24 protein-coding genes are annotated in these 23505 nt (G+C 60.9%); 11 read left to right on the plus strand and 13 right to left on the minus strand.

All coding sequences use genetic code 11. From position 1 onward, the window contains the following. Positions 1 to 30 precede the first annotated feature (30 nt). The 3 genes from KZX66_RS14380 to KZX66_RS14390 are packed head-to-tail and all read left to right on the plus strand — an operon-like array spanning position 31 to position 1971. Positions 31 to 1134: a PepSY-associated TM helix domain-containing protein gene (locus KZX66_RS14380; RefSeq protein ID WP_248080360.1), complete on the plus strand. Its 1104-nt coding sequence runs from the start codon at positions 31 to 33 to the stop codon at positions 1132 to 1134. Then, entirely contained in the window at positions 1131 to 1307 is a 177-nt protein-coding gene (locus tag KZX66_RS14385; RefSeq protein WP_248080362.1) for a hypothetical protein, read from the plus strand. Before KZX66_RS14380 ends, KZX66_RS14385 begins: the two co-directional genes overlap by 4 nt. 34 nt (positions 1308 to 1341) lie before the next feature. After that, on the plus strand, positions 1342 to 1971 hold the full coding sequence (locus tag KZX66_RS14390) for a glutathione S-transferase (protein WP_248080363.1): 630 nt from the start codon (positions 1342 to 1344) through the stop codon (positions 1969 to 1971). Between the two features lie 177 nt (positions 1972 to 2148). On the opposite strand, the gene creD is transcribed toward KZX66_RS14390, so the two are convergent. From creD to KZX66_RS14410, 4 genes are read right to left on the minus strand one after another with little or no spacing between them, the layout of a single operon-like run. After that, a complete protein-coding gene (gene creD, locus KZX66_RS14395; protein ID WP_248080365.1) occupies positions 2149 to 3522 on the minus strand; it encodes a cell envelope integrity protein CreD in 1374 nt (457 codons plus the stop codon). 51 nt (positions 3523 to 3573) lie between these two features. After that, on the minus strand, positions 3574 to 5013 hold the full coding sequence (creC, locus tag KZX66_RS14400; protein ID WP_248080367.1) for a two-component system sensor histidine kinase CreC: 1440 nt from the start codon (positions 5011 to 5013) through the stop codon (positions 3574 to 3576). Then, positions 5013 to 5681, minus strand: coding sequence for a two-component system response regulator CreB (gene creB, locus KZX66_RS14405; RefSeq protein ID WP_248080369.1), 669 nt, complete (start codon positions 5679 to 5681; stop codon positions 5013 to 5015). Before creB ends, creC begins: the two co-directional genes overlap by 1 nt. A gap of 10 nt (positions 5682 to 5691) precedes the next feature. Next, positions 5692 to 6192 (minus strand): ATP-dependent zinc protease, encoded by a 501-nt coding sequence (locus tag KZX66_RS14410; protein WP_248080371.1) that lies wholly within the window; start codon positions 6190 to 6192, stop codon positions 5692 to 5694. A 172-nt stretch (positions 6193 to 6364) separates the two neighbouring features. On the opposite strand from KZX66_RS14410, the gene KZX66_RS14415 reads away from it, so the two are divergent. Then, a complete protein-coding gene (locus KZX66_RS14415) occupies positions 6365 to 7252 on the plus strand; it encodes an acyltransferase (RefSeq protein ID WP_248080373.1) in 888 nt (295 codons plus the stop codon). On the opposite strand, the gene KZX66_RS14420 is transcribed toward KZX66_RS14415, so the two are convergent. Beyond that, positions 7249 to 7821 carry a DUF2780 domain-containing protein gene (locus KZX66_RS14420; RefSeq protein WP_248080376.1) on the minus strand — a complete coding sequence of 191 codons (573 nt, stop codon included), beginning with the start codon at positions 7819 to 7821 and terminating at the stop codon, positions 7249 to 7251. The genes KZX66_RS14415 and KZX66_RS14420 overlap by 4 nt on opposite strands. Before the next feature lie 136 nt (positions 7822 to 7957). Here KZX66_RS14420 and KZX66_RS14425 point away from each other — a divergent pair, with 136 nt between their 5' ends. The 5 genes from KZX66_RS14425 (at position 7958) to KZX66_RS14445 (ending at position 10878) form a co-directional block, all read left to right on the plus strand. Beyond that, positions 7958 to 8416, plus strand: a complete 459-nt coding sequence (locus tag KZX66_RS14425; RefSeq protein WP_348983808.1) for an anti-sigma factor — start codon at positions 7958 to 7960, stop codon at positions 8414 to 8416. 236 nt (positions 8417 to 8652) lie between these two features. Then, positions 8653 to 9627 (plus strand): hypothetical protein, encoded by a 975-nt coding sequence (locus KZX66_RS14430; protein ID WP_248080381.1) that lies wholly within the window; start codon positions 8653 to 8655, stop codon positions 9625 to 9627. After that, positions 9628 to 9987, plus strand: coding sequence for a hypothetical protein (locus KZX66_RS14435; protein ID WP_248080383.1), 360 nt, complete (start codon positions 9628 to 9630; stop codon positions 9985 to 9987). It abuts the gene before it with no gap. A gap of 180 nt (positions 9988 to 10167) precedes the next feature. After that, positions 10168 to 10515, plus strand: a complete 348-nt coding sequence (locus KZX66_RS14440; protein ID WP_248080385.1) for a hypothetical protein — start codon at positions 10168 to 10170, stop codon at positions 10513 to 10515. Next, positions 10516 to 10878 (plus strand): hypothetical protein, encoded by a 363-nt coding sequence (locus tag KZX66_RS14445; RefSeq protein ID WP_248080387.1) that lies wholly within the window; start codon positions 10516 to 10518, stop codon positions 10876 to 10878. A gap of 40 nt (positions 10879 to 10918) precedes the next feature. On the opposite strand, the gene fdhA is transcribed toward KZX66_RS14445, so the two are convergent. The 8 genes from fdhA to KZX66_RS14485 form a co-directional block, all read right to left on the minus strand. Next, positions 10919 to 12118 carry a formaldehyde dehydrogenase, glutathione-independent gene (fdhA, locus tag KZX66_RS14450; RefSeq protein WP_005792122.1) on the minus strand — a complete coding sequence of 400 codons (1200 nt, stop codon included), beginning with the start codon at positions 12116 to 12118 and terminating at the stop codon, positions 10919 to 10921. Positions 12119 to 12293: 175 nt separating this feature from the next. Next, complete coding sequence (gene purU, locus KZX66_RS14455) at positions 12294 to 13151, minus strand: formyltetrahydrofolate deformylase (protein WP_034101145.1); 858 nt, start codon at positions 13149 to 13151, stop codon at positions 12294 to 12296. A gap of 122 nt (positions 13152 to 13273) precedes the next feature. Next, positions 13274 to 13909, minus strand: coding sequence for a sarcosine oxidase subunit gamma family protein (soxG, locus tag KZX66_RS14460; protein WP_248080388.1), 636 nt, complete (start codon positions 13907 to 13909; stop codon positions 13274 to 13276). 79 nt (positions 13910 to 13988) lie between these two features. Continuing rightward, positions 13989 to 17006, minus strand: a complete 3018-nt coding sequence (locus tag KZX66_RS14465; RefSeq protein WP_248080389.1) for a sarcosine oxidase subunit alpha — start codon at positions 17004 to 17006, stop codon at positions 13989 to 13991. Then, a complete protein-coding gene (locus KZX66_RS14470; RefSeq protein ID WP_003194855.1) occupies positions 17003 to 17305 on the minus strand; it encodes a sarcosine oxidase subunit delta in 303 nt (100 codons plus the stop codon). Before KZX66_RS14470 ends, KZX66_RS14465 begins: the two co-directional genes overlap by 4 nt. A gap of 14 nt (positions 17306 to 17319) precedes the next feature. After that, a complete protein-coding gene (locus tag KZX66_RS14475) occupies positions 17320 to 18570 on the minus strand; it encodes a sarcosine oxidase subunit beta (RefSeq protein WP_010207084.1) in 1251 nt (416 codons plus the stop codon). 23 nt (positions 18571 to 18593) lie between these two features. After that, positions 18594 to 19847, minus strand: coding sequence for a serine hydroxymethyltransferase (gene glyA / locus KZX66_RS14480; RefSeq protein ID WP_248080390.1), 1254 nt, complete (start codon positions 19845 to 19847; stop codon positions 18594 to 18596). Positions 19848 to 20001: 154 nt separating this feature from the next. Then, positions 20002 to 20730, minus strand: coding sequence for a TraX family protein (locus tag KZX66_RS14485; RefSeq protein WP_248080391.1), 729 nt, complete (start codon positions 20728 to 20730; stop codon positions 20002 to 20004). A 90-nt stretch (positions 20731 to 20820) separates the two neighbouring features. On the opposite strand from KZX66_RS14485, the gene KZX66_RS14490 reads away from it, so the two are divergent. Continuing rightward, positions 20821 to 21861 (plus strand): low specificity L-threonine aldolase, encoded by a 1041-nt coding sequence (locus tag KZX66_RS14490; protein ID WP_017738442.1) that lies wholly within the window; start codon positions 20821 to 20823, stop codon positions 21859 to 21861. Between the two features lie 419 nt (positions 21862 to 22280). Continuing rightward, a complete protein-coding gene (locus KZX66_RS14495) occupies positions 22281 to 22814 on the plus strand; it encodes a transposase (RefSeq protein ID WP_248080392.1) in 534 nt (177 codons plus the stop codon). Positions 22815 to 23505 lie beyond the last annotated feature (691 nt).

Here is a 23505-nt window from a genome sequence, read left to right on the forward strand (position 1 = left end):
GGCGGCTTTGGTGTGTCTGAAGGCGAGAACATGAAAAGCAAAACCATCCGCCGCTGGTCCTTTATCCACACCTGGACCAGCCTGATCTGCACGGTGTTCCTGCTGCTGCTCGCCCTCACCGGCCTGCCACTGGTGTTTCACCACGAGATCGACCATCTGCTGGGTAACGAGCCGACGCTGGCGCAGATGCCCGCCGATACGCCGCAGCTCAACCTGGAGCAACTGGTCGCTAAAGCCCGGGCCCATCGCCCCGGCGATGCCATGCAGTACCTGGCCTGGGACGAGGACGACAAGAACGGCGTGATCGCAATCATGGCGGCCACCGCCGGCACCGAGCCCAATTCGTCCCATACCTTCATGCTCGATGCGCGCACCGGCGAAGCGGTGCAAATGCCGTCGGCCAATGGCGGTTTCACCCTGTTCCTGCTGCGCCTGCATGTGGATATGTTTGCCGGGTTGCCGGGCAAGTTGCTGCTGGCGTTCATGGGCATCCTGTTTGTGCTCGCGATTGTCTCCGGCACGGTGTTGTACCTGCCGTTCATGCGCCGGTTGAAGTTCGCCACGGTGCGCCAGGACAAGTCCACCCGCCTGCGCTGGCTCGACCTGCATAACCTGATCGGTGTGGTCACCCTGACCTGGGCGTTGGTAGTGGGCGTGACAGGCGTGATCAGCGCCTGCGCCGACCTGATCATCGCCGCGTGGCGCCAGGACAGCCTCAGCGCCCTGATCGAACCCTACAAAAACGCCCCGCCCTTGACCCGGCTCGCACCGGCCACCGAGTTGCTGCACATCGCGGCCAAGGCTGCGCCCGGTATGCAGCCAGACTTTATCGCCTTCCCCGGAACACGCTTTTCCAGCGAACACCACTATGCGGTGTTCATGAAAGGCAGCACCCACCTGACCTCGCACCTGCTCACTCCGGTGCTGATCGACGCCGGCACCCTGGCCGTCACCGCCATCGCCGAACGGCCGTGGTACATGGACGCCATGGGCATGTCCCAGCCGCTGCACTTCGGTGACTACGGCGGCATGCCGATGAAGATCCTCTGGGCCGTGTTGGATGTGCTGACCATCATCGTGCTCGGCAGCGGGGTTTACCTGTGGATCGTACGACGTAAGGCGGCCAGGGCATGAGGCCGCGTCAATCGAATTTCTGGAAGGTGTTTGGCCTGCCGCTGGGCATTGGCCTGCTGAGTGCCACCGGATTGTTTGCGGCACTGTTGGGGGACGGGCTGTGGGATTCGCTCAGTTGGCTCGGTTTGGGCATCCCCGCCGTCATCGGCGCTTGGGCCTTGCTCAAGCGGTGAGATAGATTAGCGCAGCCCCTTTGGAGGAATGCCCATGTCTGCTCCCAGCATGACCCTGTTTCACAACCCCGCATCGCCATTTGTGCGCAAGGTCCGCGTGCTGCTGCTTGAAACCGGCCAGCACGACCGCGTGACCCTGCACAGCTGCATGCCGACCCCGGTAAACCCCGATGCGCAGCTGGTGCAAGACAACCCCGTAGGCAAGATCCCCGCCCTGCGCCTGCCCGACGGCAGCGTGCTGCACGACAGCCGGGTGATCCTCGATTACTTCGACCACCAGCATGTCGGCAACCCGCTGATCCCGCGCGACGGCTCGGCGCGCTGGCGGCGCCTGACCCTGGCCTCGATGGCCGACGGCATTCTGGATGCCGCCGTGCTGGTGCGTTACGAAACCGCCCTGCGCCCGTTGGAAAAACACTGGGCCCCGTGGCTCGACGAACAGCGCAACAAGATCAACCGCACCCTTGCCGAGCTGGAGCAGGACGCAATTGCCGAGCTGACCAGCCACTTCGACATCGCCGCCATCAGCGTGGCCTGCGCCCTGGGTTACCTGGACTTTCGCCACCCGGACATGCACTGGCGCCTGGCCAACCCCCAGCTTGCCGCCTGGTACGCCGAGGTCAGCCAGCGGCCTTCGATGCAGCAGACCCAGCCACCGGCCTGAGCGATGGCGTAGCTGGCCTGTAATGAGCCCACTTGTTGTGGTGAATGGACTCTGTGTGGCGAGCGGGCTCGTCATAACCGGCTCCGTTCATCACAACAGCCCTTTGCCACACCGGAAATAGCGCGTTGATATTGCCCACCAATCGCGCCCGCTCCTGCCGATCCTCACGCAACCCAATCATTGCACCGCCTCCAGATCGAACACCAACGGCTCAGTCCCTTTGCGCTTGCCCACCCCATACCAATCCAACTTACGCGTCAGCACCATCACCGTGCCCAGCAGGCCGAACAGCAGCAGCGAGCCCATCAACAGGGCGTAATCCTCGGCACTCAACAACCCGTACAACAAGCCATACAGCGCCGCCAACCCTATCGAAAAGCCCAGGCCGTGGGCCACGCTGCGCAGCACATGGCACACGTAAAAGCCAATCAACAGCACGCAGGCACTGGCCGATATCAGGTAGGCCAACGCAAAGCCCAGGTGCTCGGACAACGACAACAGCAGCAGGTAGAAAAACGCCAGCGCGACCCCCACCAGAGCGTATTGAATCGGGTGAACCGCCAGGCTCTTGAGCACTTCGAACAGGAAGAAACCGGCAAAGGTCAGGGCGATGAACAGCAGCGCGTATTTGATCGCGCGGTCACTCTTGAGGTACTGGTCCACCGGGTCGATGAAGTTCACGCCAAAGCTGCGGCTGTTGAAGTCTTCACAGCTGCTTTCGGACAGGCAGCCGCGCAGGGCTTCTTCCAGGTTGGTGGAGAAAAACGAGGTCTGCCAGCGGGCGGTGAAGCCCGTGTCGGTGACCTCGCGCTGCGCCGGCAGGAAGTTGCCGACGAAGCTGGGGTGCGGCCAGTTGGACGCCAGGGACACTTGGCTGGTCTTGCCCACCGGCACCACCTGCAGTTGCTCGGTACCTTGCAGGCGCAGGTCAAAGGCGAAGTCCATGGCCGCGGGTTTCTTGTTGTCCTGCGCAGGCAACTCGACGTGTACACCCTCGCCCAGCCAGCCCACCTGGCTGCCCGGCGAGAACTCCAGACGCTGGCTGCCCAGTTCGAGCTTCAGGGCGTTTTCGATGCCGCGGATATCACTGATGCCCACCGCCAGAAAGGCCGGTTCAAAGCGGTAATCGGCGTAGTTGTCGGTGATGCCCCATTGTTCGGGCAGCACAAAACGCCCGCTGATGCGGTTGTCGGCGTGAAACAGACGGGCCTGGTAAATGCCCCGTGCACGCAGTTCGGTCTGGACCTTGCCGTCGAGCTCAAAGCGCTCCGGCAGGAAATACAGACGGCCGCGCACTTCACGGGTTTCTTCGTAGCGCTTGTTGAGCTTTTCATTGAGCTTCCACTCGCGCACGGTCTTGCGATACGGCACCACCATCACCGGCCCGGTGAGGCGCTGGGCGTAACTGGAGCTGCGCGCGATGTCCATCAGCACACCGTCGCGCAGTTGCTGGCGGTCGGTGATGATGCCGTTGATCATCAGCAACGGAATCAGCAACAGCAGGATCAGCAGCGCAATCGCGCCAAGTTTGAAAAGCAGGCTGCGGTTCATGGGTCTCTCCCTGTTTTGATGCAGAGAGAGTGGGCCGCGCATGTGGGGGGTTTATGTGGGGAATGTGGAGACTGTGTGGAGATGCAGCACCACCTGCACGCCGCCCGGTACGTTGCCGATCTGCAACGCGCCGCCGTGCAGTTTCATCACTTCCTCGACAAAGTTGAGGCCAAGGCCGGTGCTTTTGCGCCCGCTCGCCGGGCGTGGCAGTGAATAAAAACGCTCGCTCAAGCGCGGCAGGGCGTAATCGGGAATCGCCGCCGCCTCGTTGAACAGGCTCACCTGCACATCGTTGTGCTGCGTGTGAGCGCTGAACCTCAACACGCCGCCGGGTGGCGTGAAGTCCAGGGCGTTTTCCAGCAGGTTACCCAGGGCCTGGCGCAACAGGAACGGCTCGCCGAACACCTTCACATCCGTGCCAATGGCCTGCTCGACGTGCAGGCCGGCGCCTTCAATGCGTGCACATTGGGCGTTGAGCACCTCGTCGACCAACGCGCCCAGCGCGATGCTCGTCTGTTCTTCCAGGCCCTGGCGTTGCTCCACCTGGGCCAGGTTCAGCAGGCGTTCAATCAACTGCTGCAGGCGCGCGCTTTCGCTGTCGATATTGCCGACAAAACGCTGCTGCTGCTCGCGGGTCATGTCGCCCTGCAACAGCTCCGCCGCCCCGCGAATCGCCGCCAGCGGGCTTTTCAATTCATGGGTCAGGGTGTGCACGTAATGCTCGACGTACGCCTTGCCCTCCAGCTGCGTGCGCATGTGCTCCACGGCGGTGGACAGTTGCTTGAGCTCGCCGCCACGGTAATGGGGCAATTCGGCACGACGGCCTTCGCTGACCGCCTCGGCATAAGCCGTCAGCCGCCTTAATGCGACGCTCAGCCACCACGACAACAACGCCCCCAGCAGCAAGCCGAGGACCACCAACCCCGCGCCGTACCACAGCAGGCGCCGCTCGGTGCGGTCGACATAAGGCTGCAGCGAGCTGTTGGGCTTGGCCACGGTGACCACGCCGATGATCTGGCCGTTGTCGCGGATCGGCGCGCCCACGTGCATCACCGACGAGGTGGCGTCCTGCGCGTTGCTGCGGGTGGAGCGCGCGCCGTACTCGCCGCGCAGGGTCAGGTATACATCGTTCCATTTGGAATAGTCCTGCCCCACCGCTTCGCCGCTGGAGTCGAGCAACACGATGCCTTTGGCGTCGGTCACGTAGATACGGTGGTTGACCTGGTTTTTCGGCAGGCCCCAGATGGTCGCGCCCGGCTGGCGATTGCCATACGCCTTGAGCACCTGCGGCCAGTGGCTTTGGCCCAGGGTGTGATGCTTTACGTCGTCACGCAGGATCTCGGCCAGCAGGTTGGCGGTGTCCACCAGGGTTTCTTCGGTGGACTGACGCACACCGGGGCGAATTTCCTTCATCACCGTGCTGAGCACAAAGTAACCGGTGAGGCCGATAAACAGCGCATACACCAGGAAAATCCGCAGCCCCAGGCGCATCAGCTGCTGCTCGGGCTGTAGCTGTAACCGAGGCCGCGATGGGTCTGGATCGGCTCGGCGTCCGCCGCCACAGCGCGCAGTTTGCTACGCAGGCTTTTGATATGGCTGTCGATATTGCGCTCGTACCCGGCGTCCGCCGGCACGCCCACCGCATCCAATAATTGCTCGCGGCTGAACACACGCTCGGGTTGTTCCAGCAGGCTTTGCAGCAGGCGGAACTCATGGCGCGTGAGGCTCAACGGTTGGCTGCGGTAGGTGATCTGCATGCGCTCCAGGTCCACCTGGAACACTGCCGTCACCACACCGGGGCCTACGCGCTTGAGGATGGCCTTGACCCGCGCCGCCACTTCCCGGGGGCTGAACGGCTTGACCACATAATCGTCGGCACCGATCTCCAGCCCCACCACCCGATCAATCTCGCCATCCCGAGCGCTGAGGAACATCACCGGCACCTCGCTGAAACGGCGCAATTGCTTGCAGGTTTCAAAACCGCTGATGTCGGGCAGGCCGATGTCGAGGATGATCAGGTCGGCCGGGCTCTGGCGCTGATGGGCCAGGGCCTCCTGGCCCAGACTCAGCCAGGTGGTGCTGAAGCCTTCGCCTTGCAGGGCGAATATCAGCGTATCGGCTATCGCCGCTTCGTCTTCGACAATCAGGATGTGGGGCATTTGGGGTCTGTCAGCAGTCCGGTTTGTCGGCAGTGTACCGACGGGCCGGGTTTACCGCAGCGCCGAACTCACGCAGGGCCTTGGCGCCGATCAGCAGCGGGTAGTTAAAGCCGCTGCGGTCGGTGAGGTTGACCTCTACGGTGCGTTTGACGTCGCCCAGGCACATTTCCAGGTCGATCACCGGGCGCTTGGCCACGGTGGCTTCGTCTTTTTCGTCGTCTTCGTCGGCGCGGCTCTTGATCTTGCTGATGCGCGAGACTTTGTGTTCGTAGACCTTGTTGGAGGCGTCCTTGCCGCCGAGGCGGAAACGCACCCAGTCGTCGCCATCACGGGTGAAGGTTTCGATATCGCGGGCCGACAGCGAAGCGGTCAGCGCGCCGGTGTCCATCTTGGCCTTGAAGGTTTCGCCGATCTCCGGCAACTGGATGTATTCGTAGCGACCGTAGAGGGTCGGTTCGGCGGCCATGACAGGCAGCGCAGCGAGAGCGAGCAGGGCAAGGATAGATTTCACGTAGGAGGGTTCCTTGAATTAAGTAGGCGAATTCTAGACCGCAACCACGGTACTAAGTTAGCGCCCCCAGCATAACCGGCACATTGTGAAACATTCGTCCGGCGCTTTGCGATTTGGCCTCTGGACCCAGCTCTCTTATCATGGCCCGCCCACACGATTCCAAGAGTTGCTTATGCGCCGCCTGCTCACCGGCTGTCTGGTCACCCTGCTGCTGTTACTCAATACGCTGATCCTGATCGGCCCCTTGATGGTGTTCGCCCTGCTCAAGCTCGTGGCGCCGGGTCGCTTTCGCGACTACATGTCAGGGGCGGTGATGTGGATCGCCGAAACCTGGGCCGAGATCGACAAACTGATCTTCGCCCTGTGCATTCCCACCCAGTGGGATATTCGCGGCGGCGAGGACCTGCGAGGCGACACCTCCTACCTGGTCATCAGCAACCACCAATCCTGGGTGGATATCCCGGCGCTGATCCAGGCCCTCAACCGACGCACGCCGTTCTTCAAATTCTTCCTGAAAAAAGAGCTGATCTGGGTGCCGTTCCTGGGCTTGGCGTGGTGGGCACTGGATTACCCGTTCATGAAGCGCTACACCAAGGCGTTCCTGGCCAGGCACCCGGAGTTGGCGGGGCAGGATCTGAAAATCACCAAGCAGGCGTGCGAGCTGTTCAAGCGCCAGCCGGTGACGGTGGTCAATTACCTGGAAGGGACACGGTTCAGCGAAGCCAAGCACACGCAGCAAGCATCGCCATTCAGGCGGCTGCTCAAGCCCAAGGCGGGCGGCGTGGCGTTTGTGCTGGCGGCGATGGGCGAGCAGTTGGATGCGATTCTGGATGTGACCGTGGTTTACCCGCAGCAGATGATTCCGGGGTTCTGGGACTTGATCAGCGGCGCGGTGCCGAAGGTGATCATCGACATCCGGACCCGTGAGCTGGACCCGGCGTTGTGGCAAGGAGATTACGAGAACGACCCGGCGTTTCGCCAGACCGTCCAGAACTGGGTCAACCAGCTCTGGAACGAGAAAGACGCGCGCATCGAGCAGTTGCGCGCAGAGACGCTTTAGCTGCCGGTACCCCAGGCTTGGGCCAGTTTGCCCAACACCGAACTGTTGGCACCCTGGCTGCCCAGGTACTGCAGGATCACCGGGGCAAATTGACCGATCATGCCGCTGTCCATGCCCAAGGCGCTGAACGCGGTGTTCAGGTCATTGGTGTCTTTCACGTTGCCGAGCAGGCCCTCCAGGCCGCTGGTCTTGCTGCCGCCGGTCTGGCCAAGCAACCCGCTCAAGGCGCCGAGGCTGCCCAATGCGTTGTTACCCGACAGTTGGTCGAGGCCCGGCACGCTGTTGCCCAGTTGCGAATAGTCGTTGCCGCTGAGTTTGTTCTTCGCCAGGCCCAGCATCGCGCCGGTACCGCCAACGGCCTGTTCAGGGGTGATGTTGAGTTGCGAGGTCAGCGCGCCCAGCAGCCCGGCCGTCTCGGACGACGGTGCGGCGGCCGCGGCCTTGTTGGTGCCGCCCTGCATGCCGGAGATGGCATTGGCCGCATCGCCGAGGCTGAACCCTGCGGCAAACACCGGGCCGGCCGCCAGGGTCATGAGGCAGGAAAGGGCGAAACCGCGTGAAATCTTCATTGGAACAACCTCTGGATATAGGGGCGAAAGCAGGCGTTGGACTGGGTATCCCGTGCATTGTTCCGGATCGTCGCAGGAACCCAATGGCAGGATCAGAGTCCATGGAATGACTCCAAAACTTGTCAGGAACTGCTTTATGAGCGCCACACGCCCCCAAGTGATTGAGCAAAAACCTCCCTTCTGGAATCGTCCGCGCCTGTTTGTCGGCGTCTTTGTAGCGGTGATCGCCGGTCTCGGCGGCGCGTTCTACACCCAGGACAACGTCGAGTCCGCCGCCACGCTGGTGACCACGACCCAGCAACCGGCTGCGCAAGTCATGGCGCACAAGGACTACCTGCAAATTGAACCCATCGCCACCGCGACACCCGCACCGGATCAAAGCCTGGAACTGTGGGCCATACCCGAAGGCGGCAAGCCGGTGTCGTTGGGGCTTTTGCCCGAAGACGGCCAGGGCATCATCGGTTTGAACCCGCGCCAGCAGGCGTCCATCAGCAAACCGGTGGAATTGATGGTGAGTTCGGAGGCCAAAGGCGGGTCGGTGAGCAAACAGCCGACGGGGCCGACGGTGTACCAAGGCGCGCTGGCCACGCGCTGACGCCCGTTCCCCAAACACCACTAATCCCCTGCGTCCAGGCTTGACCTGCGCAGGGCGACTCCAATATGTGAGTGGTGTGATTGCCTGGATGTGATCCGCCGACAGCTACAAGCGTAGGCATCGCCCTGTACTTGCGTAGTCCATTTCCCAAATACTCCAAACACCCCTGACCGCTGCTTACGCCCCCTGCGGCGCCTTCATATAGTCGTGCGCCACAGTTTCTGGAGATGTACGCGATGCAGGGAGCCTATGCATTTATCAACGAGCGGCCGCAGCTTTATCCGCTGCTCAAACTGAGCCTTTCGCTCAATCCTCATAGTCAAACCAAGTTCGATATTCTCAACCAACACATCCGCAATGTCGTGGTATTGCCGGGGCAGTTGGTGATCATTCCTGATGCGCACACAGCGTCGTGCACCGCAGAGGAAGCACGATTGATGCGCTCGGCACAGAACATAAAACAGGCATTGCTGGCGCATTCCGCGGCTGATCAATTCTTGATCAAAAATTACGATCAGATGCAAGCCATCATGTCCCATGCCTCCCTTGGGATCGGCAGCGCCAGCAGCGCATGGAGCAAGCACTTGGCGCAGATCGAGCAGACGCTCAAGGAAATTGACGAGCTGCATAAGCAGTACTTACGCAAGGGGACTACGGCGGCAAGGGATGAGTTTCTGGTGAAACGCAACGCGTTGTTCGCAAGACTGGATAGTCAACTTTCGGGATTGGCACGGTTGGGAACGGGCCTGAGAAACGACGGTTCGATTAAAAAGATGCTGGGGATTTCCACTAAAAGCTATTGGCAACATGGGGAAATTCGAGGGTACGAAGAGACAGTCAAACGAGTAGCCAAGGCTTCAGAAATGTTGAAAAAAGGCACTTATATTGGGATTGCTCTGGATAGTGGGGCGACCACGCTGGAGATAGCCGAGGCATGCTCTACCGGACGCGAGCAAGCATGTACTCAGGCAAAGTATATTGAAGGAGGCAAATTGGTGTTTGGCGTTGGCAGTGCATACGCAGGAGGAAAGATCGGGGCGGCTATCGGGATCGGTGCCTGCGCACTTGTTTTTGGCATACCTACAGCAGGCGCTGGGGTCTTGGCCTGCGCAATCATAGGGGGCGCGGCCGGAGGACTTGCCATAGGCTCGGCCGGGAGCAACCTGGGTAAAGAAGCGGGCACATTTCTGTACAAAAGTTGGGGAAAATAAATGGATCCGTTATCTATCGGCATGTTGTCAGGCGCCATCATGCTACTCAGCCTCCCGCTCAACTTTTATGTCATGTTCGATAAACTCGACGCAGCCGAACACCATCTGCAATACAGCGCATACATTGTTGGGGTTCGACAGACTCTGTGCAGTCTTCCCTTTGAAGGCAGGCACGTGCGCTTATATGTCATGGCCATGGTCATTCTTATGCCAAGTTTATTTCAATGGAGGCATCTGGCATTCACGAAGGACGTTGAAAAGATCCCAAGGCGCCTCAAATACTGGATGGTTACGCCATCACTCATAACCCATCTATCAGCCCTGACTATGTTTATCAGTTGGCTTTTTATAGAAGTCTAACCTGCGACAAAACAAGGGCGCCCCTTAGTCGCCTTCATCCAACTACGAATAGCGACATCACCGGCCACGCGAACCACATCCATCCGAGTTGAGCACCGTGACCGGGGCTTCGGCCCGGTACCATACATGGGGATACAAGGATATGAAGAGACAGTCAAACGAGTAGTCAAGGCTTCAGAAATGTTGAAGAAAGGCACTTATATTGGAATTGCTCTGGATAGTGGGGCGACCACGCTGGAGATAGCCGAGGCATGCTCTACCGGACGCGAGCAAGCATGTACTCAGGCAAAGTACGTTGAAGGTTCCAAGTTGGTGTTTAGCGCTGGTGGTGCATCCGTGGGTGGATCGATTGGGATCCCCATCGGTATCTCCGCCTGCATGATTGTGTTTGGCATCCCGACAGCGGGCGCTGGCGCATTGGCATGTGCAGTCGTAGGCGGTGCCGCAGGTGGATTAGCCTTAGGCAAGGTTGGAAGCGCTACAGGGGAATTTGTAGGTAAATTTCTCTACAAGACGGCGGAGGATTGAATGTACTCGGAATATTTTGTGTTGGGCTCAAGCCTTCTCTTGCTACTGAGCTTTCCGATCGTATTTTCTGCCATGTTCAAAAAGCTAGATGCAGCAGAACATTATGTGAAGTACAGCACCTTTATCGCCGTGAATAGAAATATTGTGCGGCGGGGACCTTTTGAAGGCAGACCGGCACGCGTATTTGCCATGGCGCTCATCATTCTGATTCCAAAGATATGTCAATGGAGGCATTTGGTACTGGTTGAGGACGTTGAAAAAATTCCCCGGCACCTTAAGTACTGGATGGTCATACCGACAATCGTCACCGTCCTCGCCGTTGCAGGTTTGATCATCAGTTGGTTTCTAATAAACGACCAATAAAAGGACGACCCGCAGGTCGCCCTTTTCATTTGCCCGGCGCTTACGCCGCGCTGAACAACTTATGCGGATCAATTACAAACTTCTTCGGCACGCCCGCATCGAACTCGCCATAGCCACGTGGCGCGTCGTCCAGGCTGATGACCTGCACACCGACGATTTCGGCAATGTTGATACGGTCCCACATGATCGCCTGCATCAGTTGGCGGTTGTACTTCATCACTGGGGTCTGCCCGGTGTGGAAGCTGTGGGATTTGGCCCAGCCCAGGCCGAAACGGATGCTCAGGCTGCCCATTTTTGCCGCCGCATCGACGGCACCTGGGTCTTCGGTCACGTACAGGCCGGGGATACCGATTTTGCCGGCGACGCGCACAACACCCATCAGCGAGTTGAGCACGGTGGCCGGCGCTTCGGCCTTGACGCCATCGTGGCCGTGGCCGCGTGCTTCAAACCCTACGCAGTCAACCGCGCAATCCACTTCCGGCTCGCCGAGCAGTGCGGCGATTTGTTCGTGCAGCGGAGTGTCGGTGGACAGGTCGACGATTTCAAACCCTTGCGCCTTGGCGTGGGCCAAGCGGATGGAGTTGACGTCGCCGATGATCACCACGGCTGCGCCCAGCAAACGTGCTGACGCGGCAGCGGCCAGGCCGACCGGGCCGGCACCTGCGATGTATACGGTGCTGCCAGGGCCAACGCCGGCGGTGACGGCGCCGTGATAGCCGGTTGGGAGAATGTCGGAGAGGCAGGTCAGGTCACGGATTTTCTCCATGGCCTTGTCGCGGTCCGGCAGTTTGAGCAGGTTGAAGTCGGCGTACGGTACCAGCACGTATTCGGCCTGGCCGCCGGTCCAGTCGCCCATGTCGACATAGCCGTAGGCGCCACCGGCACGGGCCGGGTTGACGGTCAGGCATACGCCGGTGTGTTGCTCTTTGCACGAGCGGCAGCGGCCGCACGCGACGTTGAAGGGAACAGACACCAGATCGCCGATCTTCAGGTTTTCGACGTCGCTGCCCTTCTCGATCACTTCACCAGTGATCTCGTGACCGAGCACCAGGCCGGTCTGGGCAGTGGTGCGGCCGCGCACCATGTGTTGGTCGGAGCCGCAGATGTTGGTGGAGACCACGCGCAGGATGACGCCGTGCTCGATCTTCCTGCCACGGGGGTCCTGCATTTTGGGATAGTCGATTTTCTGTACTTCGACCTTGCCGTTGCCGAGATACACGACACCACGATTACCAGACATGCTTTCACCTCGCTGTTGTTTTTATGGAACCGCGTCGCCCAGGCAGGCAGCGCGTTAAGTGCTCGGGTACAGATGCTGTTTCTTGTGTTGCTGCTGATCGCCTCATCGCGGGCCGTCCGGTTCCCACAGAGCCATGCATTGCACATGTGGGGGCTGGCTTGCCGGCGATAGCGATCTAAAGAACGACGGTGCGATTGGCGTTCAGAAACACCCGCCGCTCAATGTGATAGCCCACCGCACGCGCCAATGTCAGCCCTTCGATATCCCGCCCCTTGGCAATCAAGTCCTCGGGATAGTGGCTGTGATCCACCACTTCCACGCCTTGGGCGATGATCGGGCCTTCATCCAAGTCGTTGTTGATGTAGTGCGCCGTGGCGCCCACCAGTTTCACCCCCTTGTTGTAGGCCTGGTGATAGGGCTTGGCGCCCTTGAACCCCGGCAGCAACGAGTGGTGAATATTGATGGCCTTGCCGTCGAGCTTGCGGCACAGCTCCGGCGACAGCACTTGCATGTAACGCGCAAGGATCACCAGTTCCGCACCGGTGTCTTCCACCACTTGCCACACTTGACGCTCCTGGGACGGTTTGTCGTTAGGGTCGAGGGGGAAATGGTAGTAGGGAATCTGGTGCCAGTCGGCCAAAGGTTTCAGATCGGGGTGGTTGGACACCACCGCGACCACGTCCATCGATAGCTGGCCGATGCGCTGACGGTACAGCAGGTCATTCAGGCAGTGATCGGCCTTGGAGACCATGATCACCACTTTTGGCCGGTAGTTCGGCGCCGTCAGCTCGAAGATCATCCCAAAGGCCTCGCCGCGCGCGGCCAGGCCATCGCGGAAAGCCTGCTCGTCAAAGCCATCGGGCTGACGGAATTCCACCCGAATGAAAAACCGGCCGGAGAGGCGGTCGTCGAACGAATGGTGTTCGGTGACGTAGCAACCCTGCTCGAACAGGTAGCGGGTGACCGCATCCACCGTGCCGAGCACGCTGGGGCAGTCGGCAGTCAAAATCCATGTATCAGGTGCGCGGCTCATGGGTCACTCCTCAGGCTGATCGTTCCCACGCTCTGCGTGGGCATGCCGCCATGGACGCTCTGCGTCCGCTCTTGGGACGCCGAGCGTCCCGGAATGCATTCCCACGCCGAGCGTGGGAACGATCATTGTGCGACGACACTCAGACCGAACTCGGCCGAAGCGTCCTGCAACCACAACCACCAGTAATCCGAGAAGCTGCGACGGATCAACAGCTCCCACGTGTCTTCGGCGGTGTGGCGGATCACCAGTTGCGATTTGGCGAACACCGTGCCCACCGCCTTGCCCACCGGGAAGTTGTTGGGGTGGACGTCGTAGCTGGTGGACTTCATCAGCACGTCACGCACGTTCGGGCCGCTGAGTTCGAGGATCTGCTGGCCGCCACTGACGTTGACGATCTGGATGTGCAAGTCACCCAGGGCGGCACGCAGGTTCTGCTCGGCGGCGAACTCTTCACCACTCGGCACGATTAACAGCCACTCATCCGGGCCGAGCCATTGCAGGCTGGTTTCACCCTTGACGATGACGGTCAGAGCGCCGGGCAGCTCGATGCCCAGGGCCTTGTGCACGCCGGCGGCGAACGCTGCATCGTGGCCATCGCCACGAATGGTCAGGTGGCCGAGGAGTTTCTTTTCGCGCACAGTGACGCCGGCGGTCTTGCGACCCTTGCCGACCAGGCTGGCGAGGTCGGCATGATGCAGCGACGACTCGGCCTTGGCCCCGGTGGTTGGGCGTTGTTGGTATACGTTGGCTGCTGTCATGGAGCACCTGTTCTGAATTCTGGGGTGACTGTTCTGGCCTGCATCGGGGGCAAGCCCCGGATGCAGGCGACTCGGTCCATCAGATGTTCTGGCGATCACCCTTTGGATCGAAGAACACCGAAGACACAATCTCGGCCTCGATCACACTGCCGTCGGCCTGCGGTGAGAACACCCGCTCGCCGATGCGCTTCAAGCCGCCTTTGACCACGCCCATGGCAAACGAGTAGCCCAGGGAGTTGTGCGCATAACTTGAGGTGACGTGACCGACCATCTTCATCGGGATCGTTTGCTTCGGATCGAACACCAACTGCGCGCCCTCGGGCAGCCACACGTTTGGATCGACCGGCTTGAGGCCCACCAGTTGCTTACGCTCTTCGCGCACGCAATCTTCACGGTTCATCCCGCGCCAGCCGATCCATGAGAACGGCTTGGTACGGCCTACGCACCAGCCCATGTTCAGGTCGTCCGGGGTCATCGAGCCGTCGGTGTCCTGGCCGACGATGATGAAGCCCTTCTCGGCCCGCAGCACGTGCATGGTTTCGGTGCCGTACGGGGTCAGGTTGTACTGTTTGCCGGCCTCGACGATTTTTTCCAGCACGCCCATTGCGTAGTCCGCCTGCACGTTGACTTCGTACGACAGCTCACCGGTAAACGAAATCCGGAACACCCGCGCCGGCACCCCGCCCACCAGGCCTTCTTTCCAGGTCATGAACGGGAAGCCGTCCTTGTCCAGGTCGATGTCGGTGACCTCACTCAGCAGCTTGCGGCTGTTGGGGCCGGACAGGGTCATGGTGGCCCAGTGGTCGGTGACCGAGGTGAAGTACACCTTGAGGTCTGGCCATTCGGTCTGTTGGTAGATTTCCAGCCACTGCAGAACGCGAGCCGCGCCGCCGGTGGTGGTGGTCATCAGGAAGTGGTTATCGGCCAGACAGGCGGTTACGCCGTCGTCGAAGACCATGCCGTCTTCCTTGCACATCAGGCCGTAACGCGCCTTGCCCACATCGAGCTTGGTCCAGGCGTTGGTGTAGATGCGGTTGAGGAACTCGCGGGCATCCGGGCCTTGAATGTCGATCTTGCCGAGGGTGGACGCATCCAGCAGGCCGACGCTGTCACGCACCGCCAGGCACTCGCGTTTGACGGCGGCGTGCAGGTCTTCACCGTTACGAGGGAAGTACCACGGACGTTTCCACTGGCCGACGTCTTCAAACTCGGCGCCGTTCTTGACGTGCCAGGCGTGCAGCGCGGTGTAGCGTACCGGTTCGAAGATGTGCCCACAGTGACGGCCCGCCACCGCACCGAAGGTCACCGGCGTGTAGTTGGGACGGAACATGGTGGTGCCCATCTGCGGGATGGTCACGTTCAGGGAGCGGGCGGCAATGGCCAGGCCGTTGACGTTGCCCAGCTTGCCCTGGTCGGTACCAAAACCCAGCGCGGTGTAGCGTTTGACGTGTTCAACCGACTCAAAACCTTCGCGGGTCGCCAGTTCGATGGCGGCAGCGGTGACGTCGTTCTGCAGGTCGACGAATTGCTTCGGCGCCCGTGCAGTCGGCTTGTCGTGCGGCACCTGGTAGATCGCCAGCGTAGGCTCTTCCAGACGGCTCAAGGCCTTTGGCAAGGTGCCTTCCACCGGGGCAAAACCGGCTTCGCTGGCTGCGCGCACGCCGCCTTCGAAACCATCGGCCAGGGAATCGCCAAGGCCGTAGACACCGTTGATACCCCCGACGCACACGCGTTTCTGCGGCGCTTCACCCGGCACGAAACCGAGGATGTCTTCACGCCAAATCGGCTTGCCACCCAAGTGCGAGGCCAAGTGAACCACCGGGCTGTAGCCGCCGGAACTGGCCACCAGGTCGCAGTCCAGCCATTCGCCGGGGCTGGTGACTTTGTGCGCTTTGACATCGATCGCGGCCACGCGGGCGGCCGTCACGTGCTTGCTGCCACGGGCCTCGACCACGGCGCTGCCAGTGAGGATACGAATGCCTTTGGCACGGGCTTCTTCCACCAGCGCGCCGCGCGGGTTGTGACGTACGTCGGCCACGGCCACCACCTGCAGACCGGCATCGAACCAGTCCAGCGCAACGCGGTAGGCGTGATCGTTGTTGGTCGACAGCACCAGCTTCTTGCCCGGCGCCACGCCATAACGGCGCACGTAGGTGGAAACCGCACCGGCCAGCATGTTGCCCGGCACATCGTTGTTGCCGTACACCAGCGGACGCTCGCACGCACCGGTGGCCAGCACCACACGCTTGGCGCGCACACGGTGGATACGCTGACGCACCACACCGATCGGCGCACGGTCACCGAGGTGATCGGTGAGACGCTCGTGAATGGTCAGGAAGTTATGGTCGTGATAGCCGTTAACGGTGGCGCGAGGCAGCAGCACCACGTCCGGCAGGCTTTTCAATTCGGCGATGACGCTGGCGACCCACTCGGTCGCCGGTTTGCCGTCGAGGCTTTCGCGGGAATCGAGCAGCGAACCGCCGAACTCTTCCTGCTCATCGGCGATGATCACACGGGCTCCGCTGCGCGCAGCCGCCAATGCCGCCGCCAGGCCGGCAGGGCCTGCGCCCACCACCAGCACGTCGCAGTGACGGTTGAAGTTGTCATAGGTGTCCGGGTCGTTCTCGGTCGGCGAGCGGCCCAGGCCTGCGGCCTTACGGATGTACTTCTCGTACGTCATCCAGAACGATTGCGGGTACATGAAAGTTTTGTAGTAGAAGCCCGGCGGCATAAGCTTGCCGCCGACCTTGCCGAGAATCCCCATCATGTCGTTGTTGACGCTCGGCCAGCCATTGGTGCTGGTGGCGACCAGGCCTTGGTACAGCGCCTGTTGCGTGGCGCGCACGTTGGGGATCTGGGTGGCTTCGGTGGCGCCGATCTGCAGCACAGCGTTCGGCTCTTCGGCACCGGCGGCGAAGATGCCGCGTGGGCGCGAATATTTGAAGCTGCGGCCAATGATGTCGACGCCGTTGGCCAGCAGGGCTGCGGCCAGGGTGTCGCCTTCAAAACCCTTGTAGCTCTGGCCGTTGAAGCTGAAGGTCAGGACTTTATTACGGTCGATCCGGCCACCGTTGGACAGGCGATTGATCTGGCTCATACCTTCTCTCCAGAGGCCTTGGCGGTGAACTGAGGCTTCTCACCGATCTTGTAAGTTTCAAGAATTTCGTAGGTCACAGTGTCGCGGGTGGCGTTGAAATACTGACGGCAACCGGCGGCATGAATCCACAGCTCGTGATGCAGGCCGCGCGGGTTATCGCGGAAAAACATGTAGTCGCCCCACTGCTCGTCGGTGCAGGCATTCGGGTCCAGCGGGCGCGGGATATGCGCTTGGCCGGACGCGTGGAATTCCTCTTCGGAGCGCAGTTCGCCACAGTGAGGACAGAAGATATGCAACATAGGAATTTCTCCTGTTAGTGGGCGACAGCCGCAGCGCCGTGTTCGTCGATCAACGCACCGTTGTGGAAACGGTCGATGGAGAAAGGTGCAGCCAATGGGTGCATTTCACCCTTGGCGAGGCTCGCGGCAAATACGTTGCCTGAACCTGGGGTGGCCTTGAAGCCACCGGTACCCCAACCGCAGTTGAAGAACATGTTCGGCACCGGGGTCTTGGAGATGATCGGGCACGCGTCCGGCGTGGTGTCGACGATGCCGCCCCACTGACGGTTCATGCGCACGCGCGACAGCACGGGGAACATCTCGACGATGGCCTGGATGGTGTGCTCGATCACCGGGTACGAACCGCGCTGGCCGTAGCCGTTGTAGCCGTCGATACCGGCGCCGATCACCAGGTCGCCCTTGTCGGACTGGCTGATGTAACCGTGCACGGCGTTGGACATGATCACACTGTCGATAATTGGCTTGATCGGTTCCGAGACCAACGCCTGCAGCGGGTGGGATTCGATCGGCAGGCGGAAGCCCGCCAGCGATGCCATGTGCCCGGAGTTACCGGCCGTGACCACACCGACGCGCTTGGCGCCGATGAAGCCTTTGTTGGTTTCCACGCCGATGCACACGCCGTTTTCCTTGCGGAAGCCGATCACTTCGGTCTGCTGGATCAAGTCCACACCGAGGGCGTCGGCGGCGCGGGCAAAGCCCCAGGCCACGGCATCGTGACGGGCCACGCCGCCGCGACGTTGCACGGTGGCGCCGAGCACCGGGTAGCGGGTGTTCTTCGAGCAGTCCAGGTACGGAATCTCGTCGGCCACTTGCTTGGCGTTGAGCAGCTCGCCATCCACGCCGTTGAGGCGGTTGGCACTCACGCGACGCTCGGAATCACGGATGTCTTGCAGGGTGTGGCACAGGTTGTACACGCCACGCTGGGAGAACATCACGTTGTAGTTGAGGTCCTGGGACAGGCCTTCCCACAGCTTCATCGCGTGTTCATACAGGTGCGCCGACTCATCCCACAGGTAGTTGGATCGCACGATGGTGGTGTTGCGCGCGGTGTTACCGCCGCCCAGCCAGCCCTTCTCGACCACGGCCACATTGGTGATGCCATGTTCTTTGGCCAAGTAGTAAGCCGTCGCCAGACCATGCCCGCCACCGCCGACGATGACCACGTCGTAGACCTTTTTCGGGGTCGGCGTGCGCCACATCTTCTGCCAGTTTTCGTGATGGCTGAGGGAGTGCTTGAAGAGGCCGAAGCCCGAGTAGCGTTGCATAGTCATTACTCCAAAAACCGCACTCAGCGATAAACCGGGAAATCAGCGCACAGGGCAGACACATGCTTGGCGACGTTGGCCTCCACATCGGCGTCGCCGAGGTTGTCGAGGATGTCGCAGATCCAGCCGGCCAGTTCGATGCACTGCGGTACTTTGAAACCACGCGTGGTCACCGCTGGGGTGCCGATGCGCAGGCCCGAGGTCACGAATGGCGACTGCGGGTCATTCGGCACGGCGTTCTTGTTGACGGTGATGTGGGCGCGCCCCAGCGCAGCGTCCGCCTCTTTGCCGGTCAGGCCCTGACGGATCAGGCTGACCAGGAACAGGTGGTTATCGGTGCCGCCGGACACTACATCGTAGCCGCGTTTGATAAATACGCTGGCCATCGCCTGGGCGTTATCGATCACCTGTTGCTGATACGCCTTGAAACCCGGCTCCAGCGCTTCCTTGAAGCACACCGCCTTGCCGGCGATGACGTGCATCAGCGGGCCGCCCTGGGCGCCAGGGAATACGGCGGCGTTGAGTTTCTTTTCAATGGCTTCGTTGGCCTTGGCCAGGATCAGCCCGCCACGTGGACCGCGCAGGGTCTTGTGGGTGGTGGTGGTGACCACATCGGCGTACGGCAGCGGGTTCGGGTACAGACCGGCAGCCACCAGACCGGCGACGTGGGCCATGTCGACGAACAGCAGCGCGCCCACCTTGTCTGCGATTGCGCGAAAACGCGGAAAATCCAGGGTCTTGGAATAGGCGGAAAAACCGGCCACAACCATCTTCGGCTTGTGCTCAACGGCCAGGCGCTCGACTTCGTCGTAGTCGATCAGGCCGGTGTCGGTGTTGATGCCGTATTGCACCGCGTTGTACAGCTTGCCCGAGGACGACACTTTGGCGCCGTGGGTCAGGTGACCGCCGTGGGCCAGGCTCATGCCCAGGATGGTGTCGCCTGCGTTGATCAGCGCCAGGTACACCGCGCTGTTGGCGGACGAACCGGAGTGCGGTTGCACGTTGGCGTAATCGGCGCCGAACAGCTGCTTGGCGCGTTCGATGGCCAGGGCTTCAACCTTGTCCACGTGCTCGCAACCGCCGTAGTAGCGCTTGCCTGGGTAACCTTCGGCGTATTTGTTGGTGAGGCCGCTGCCTTGCGCTTCCATCACACGTTTGCTGGTGTAGTTCTCTGACGCGATCAGCTCGATATGATCTTCCTGACGCTGCTCCTCGGCATTCATCGCCGCCAGCAGTGCATCGTCATAACCCTGGATCTGGTCTTTCTTGCTGAACATCGCGTCTCTCCCAGCCTTTCGTATTGTTGAGGCCCGTCGCAGGGCCCTTTGATGCGATGGTAGGGCTGGCGCTGGTAGATCAAATGCCTGCGCACGCCACGCAAAGGTGCGTTTACGACATTGGTTGAGAGATGCGAAATAAATGTGGCCGGGGTCAGGCGATGATTCGGCGGACCAGCAGCAGCAGGATGAAATGCAGTGGGTATAAGGCATACGCCCAGCGGCGCATCGGCGGTGGCGAGACATTTTTGGCGTGTCGCAATAAGACCAATCCCGCCAATGGCGCGATCAGGCACGCACCCAACCCCAACAGCGCCACAGGCGTGCCGCTATTGAGCAGGATTTGCCATTGGTTGGCGGCCACACAGACCCCTCCAGGCAACACACTGAAATACCACGGCCGACTGAACACCAGCAGCAGGGCCAACGGCAGCAATACACCGAAAAATCCGAACATCAGTTGGGCCGAAAATACGGCGCCCGTCACTACGGCGATTAACGCCAATCCCCGATCAATCAACGCTTTTTGCTGCCAGCCTCGCGCAACCAGCAGCCCCAGCGCCAAGGTTGGCAATACATTCAACGTATCGGCATCCTCGATAAACAACCGATACGGCACTTCGCTGATCACGCTGAACAGCAGCAGCCAGCCCAGGTAACGCCAGTGCCCGCTGACGGCCGCGTGCCTGGCGCGGTGCAGGTTTGCCGCAATCGCCAGGCAAAACCATGGGAACGCCAGGCGCCCCGGTACGTACAGGCCATCCAGGTTCAAGCCGACATAGCGCAGGTGGTCCAGCAGCATGCTCAGCAACGCCAGCCACTTGAGCAGATCCAGCGCGCCATCACGGACGCGTCCGACAGGCATCGTTGCAGTACCGCGCATAATTCCCCACTGACTTTGCATTTACAGCGCGTGCGCGCCCCTCACAATCTTGGTTAAAGTGCGCACCAACATCGACCACAGGAATGGGCCATGACTGACAAGAGCCAACAATTCGCCAGCGACAACTATTCGGGCATCTGTCCGGAAGCCTGGGCCGCCATGGAACAAGCCAACCAGGGCCACCAGCGCGCCTATGGCGATGACGAATGGACCCACCGCGCCGCCGACGGTTTCCGCAACCTGTTCGAAACCGACTGCGAAGTGTTCTTCGCCTTCAACGGCACGGCGGCCAACTCACTGGCGCTGTCGTCTTTGTGCCAGAGCTACCATAGCGTGATTTGCTCGGAGACCGCTCACGTTGAAACCGACGAATGCGGCGCGCCGGAGTTTTTCTCCAACGGTTCCAAGCTGCTCACCGCCCGCACCGAAAACGGCAAGCTGACCCCCGAATCAATCCGTGAGATCGCGCTCAAGCGCCAGGACATCCACTACCCCAAGCCGCGCGTAGTGACCCTGACCCAGGCCACTGAAGTCGGCAGCGTGTACACCCCGGAAGAAATCCGTGCGATCAGCGCCACCTGCAAAGAACTGGGCCTGAACCTGCACATGGACGGCGCGCGCTTCTCCAACGCCTGCGCGTTCCTCGGCTGCTCGCCGGCCGACCTGACCTGGAAAGCCGGTGTCGACGTGTTGTGCTTTGGCGGCACCAAGAACGGCATGGCGGTGGGTGAGGCGATTCTGTTCTTCAACCATAAACTGGCCGAAGACTTCGATTACCGCTGCAAACAGGCTGGCCAGCTGGCCTCGAAAATGCGCTTTTTGTCGGCTCCGTGGGTGGGCCTGCTGGAAAACGACGCCTGGCTCAAGCACGCCCGCCACGCCAACCACTGCGCACAGCTGCTGAGCAGCCTGGTGGCGGATATTCCCGGCGTGGAATTGATGTTCCCGGTGCAGGCCAACGGCGTATTCCTGCAACTGTCAGAACCGGCCATCGCGGCGCTGACGGCCAAAGGCTGGCGCTTCTACACCTTCATCGGTAAGGGTGGGGCACGGTTTATGTGTGCGTGGGATACCGAGGAAGAGCGGGTAAGAGAATTAGCGGCTGATATTCGGGAAGTGATGGGCGCTTGAACCTGGCGAACACTGGCGGATTGCCGAGTCTGTCATTTGATATTTCTGCCAGCAGCGCACTGTGTTTTCATTGACTAGCCTCTTGGAGCCCGAAAGGAAAAGGCCGCTGCAGTGGCCTTCTTTCGGGATAACCGCCTGCCGAACCAGTCGGCTGGAAACGGAAATCCAGAAGAGAGCCAAACCCATGGAATATCAAAGCAACGGCACCACCCTGCAAAGCGACGACACTATCCGCAGCCATCGAGGACGCTGCGAATCTACGACAAAGCCTCTGAACTGACAGCACCAGGCCAGCACTTCGTTGTGCATAGTTACGTCCAGTAACCGTTAACGCTCGCCTCGGAGACTCATGACCTCCGACGCCGATCATTCCCAGGACACTCCGCGTCCAAGCCTCCCCCCGATTCAGGGACCTACCCATGGGCAGAAGCCGCTACGCCATCACAGAGCCCGAAAAGCCGCACTTTCTGACCTGTACCGTTCTGGAATGGCTCCCGCTGTTTACCCGCGATTACATCGTGGGACATCTCCTGGAGTGCTGGCGTTATCAACAACGCCACACAGACTTAAACCTTTATGGCTACGTCATCCTCGAAAACCACTTGCATTTCGTTGCCCAGGCACCTGACCTGGGCAAGTGTGTCAGCCAATTCAAATCCTTCACCGCCCGCACCATCATTGACGACCTACAGACCAGGGGCGCAGAGCGTGTTTTGCAGCGTTTGCGTTTCAGCAAACGCGCACACAAGAAAGATCGTGCCTATCAACTTTGGCAGGAAGGGTCACATGCCGAACTGGTCTACAGCGAGGCCGTCATGCGGCAAAAACTTGATTACATCCATCACAACCCGGTCAAGCGAGGGTATGTAGATCTCGCCGAGCACTGGCGGTACTCAAGTGCGCGCAACTATGCAGGAATGAACGGGCTTATAGAGATTCAGCCCTGGTTCTGATGAGCGCTTGCACCGAGGCGGGACGCGGAGCGTCCCAAGAGGCATTCCCACGCGGAGCGTGGGAACGAGCGGTGGGCTACAGATTGTTCCCGCGCTCCGCGTGGGAATACAGCCAGCGACGCTCTGCGTCGCACCGCACTCGGACATGGCCGATTGCCACCGATAGCTGGACGCGGAGCGTCCCAAGAGGCATTCCCACGCGGAGCGTGGGAACGAGCGGCGGGCTACAGATTGTTCCCATGCTCCGCGTGGGAATACAGCCCGCGACGCTCTGCGTTGCACCGGACATGGAAATGGATGCTTGCCAAGATCGCCGGACGCGGAGCGTCCCAGGGGGCGTTCCCACGCAGAGCATGGGAACGAGTGGCGGGCCTACAGATTGTTCCCATGCTCCGCGTGGGAATACAGCCCGCGACGCTCTGCGTTGCATCGTACACGGACATGGACGCTTGCCACCGATCGCCGGACGCGGAGCGTCCCAGGAGGCATTCCCACGCGGAGCGTGGGAACGAGTGGCGGGCTACAGATTGTTCCCATGCTCCGCGTGGGAATACAGCCCGCGACGCTCTGCGTTGCACCGGACATGGAAATGGATGCTTGCCAAGATCGCCGGACGCGGAGCGTCCCAGGAGGCATTCCCACGCGGAGCATGGGAACGAGCGGTGGGCTACAGATTGTTCCCGCGCTCCGC

Origin of the sequence: Pseudomonas sp. EYE_354, from assembly GCF_023148575.1 — a bacterium.
Lineage (GTDB): Bacteria > Pseudomonadota > Gammaproteobacteria > Pseudomonadales > Pseudomonadaceae > Aquipseudomonas.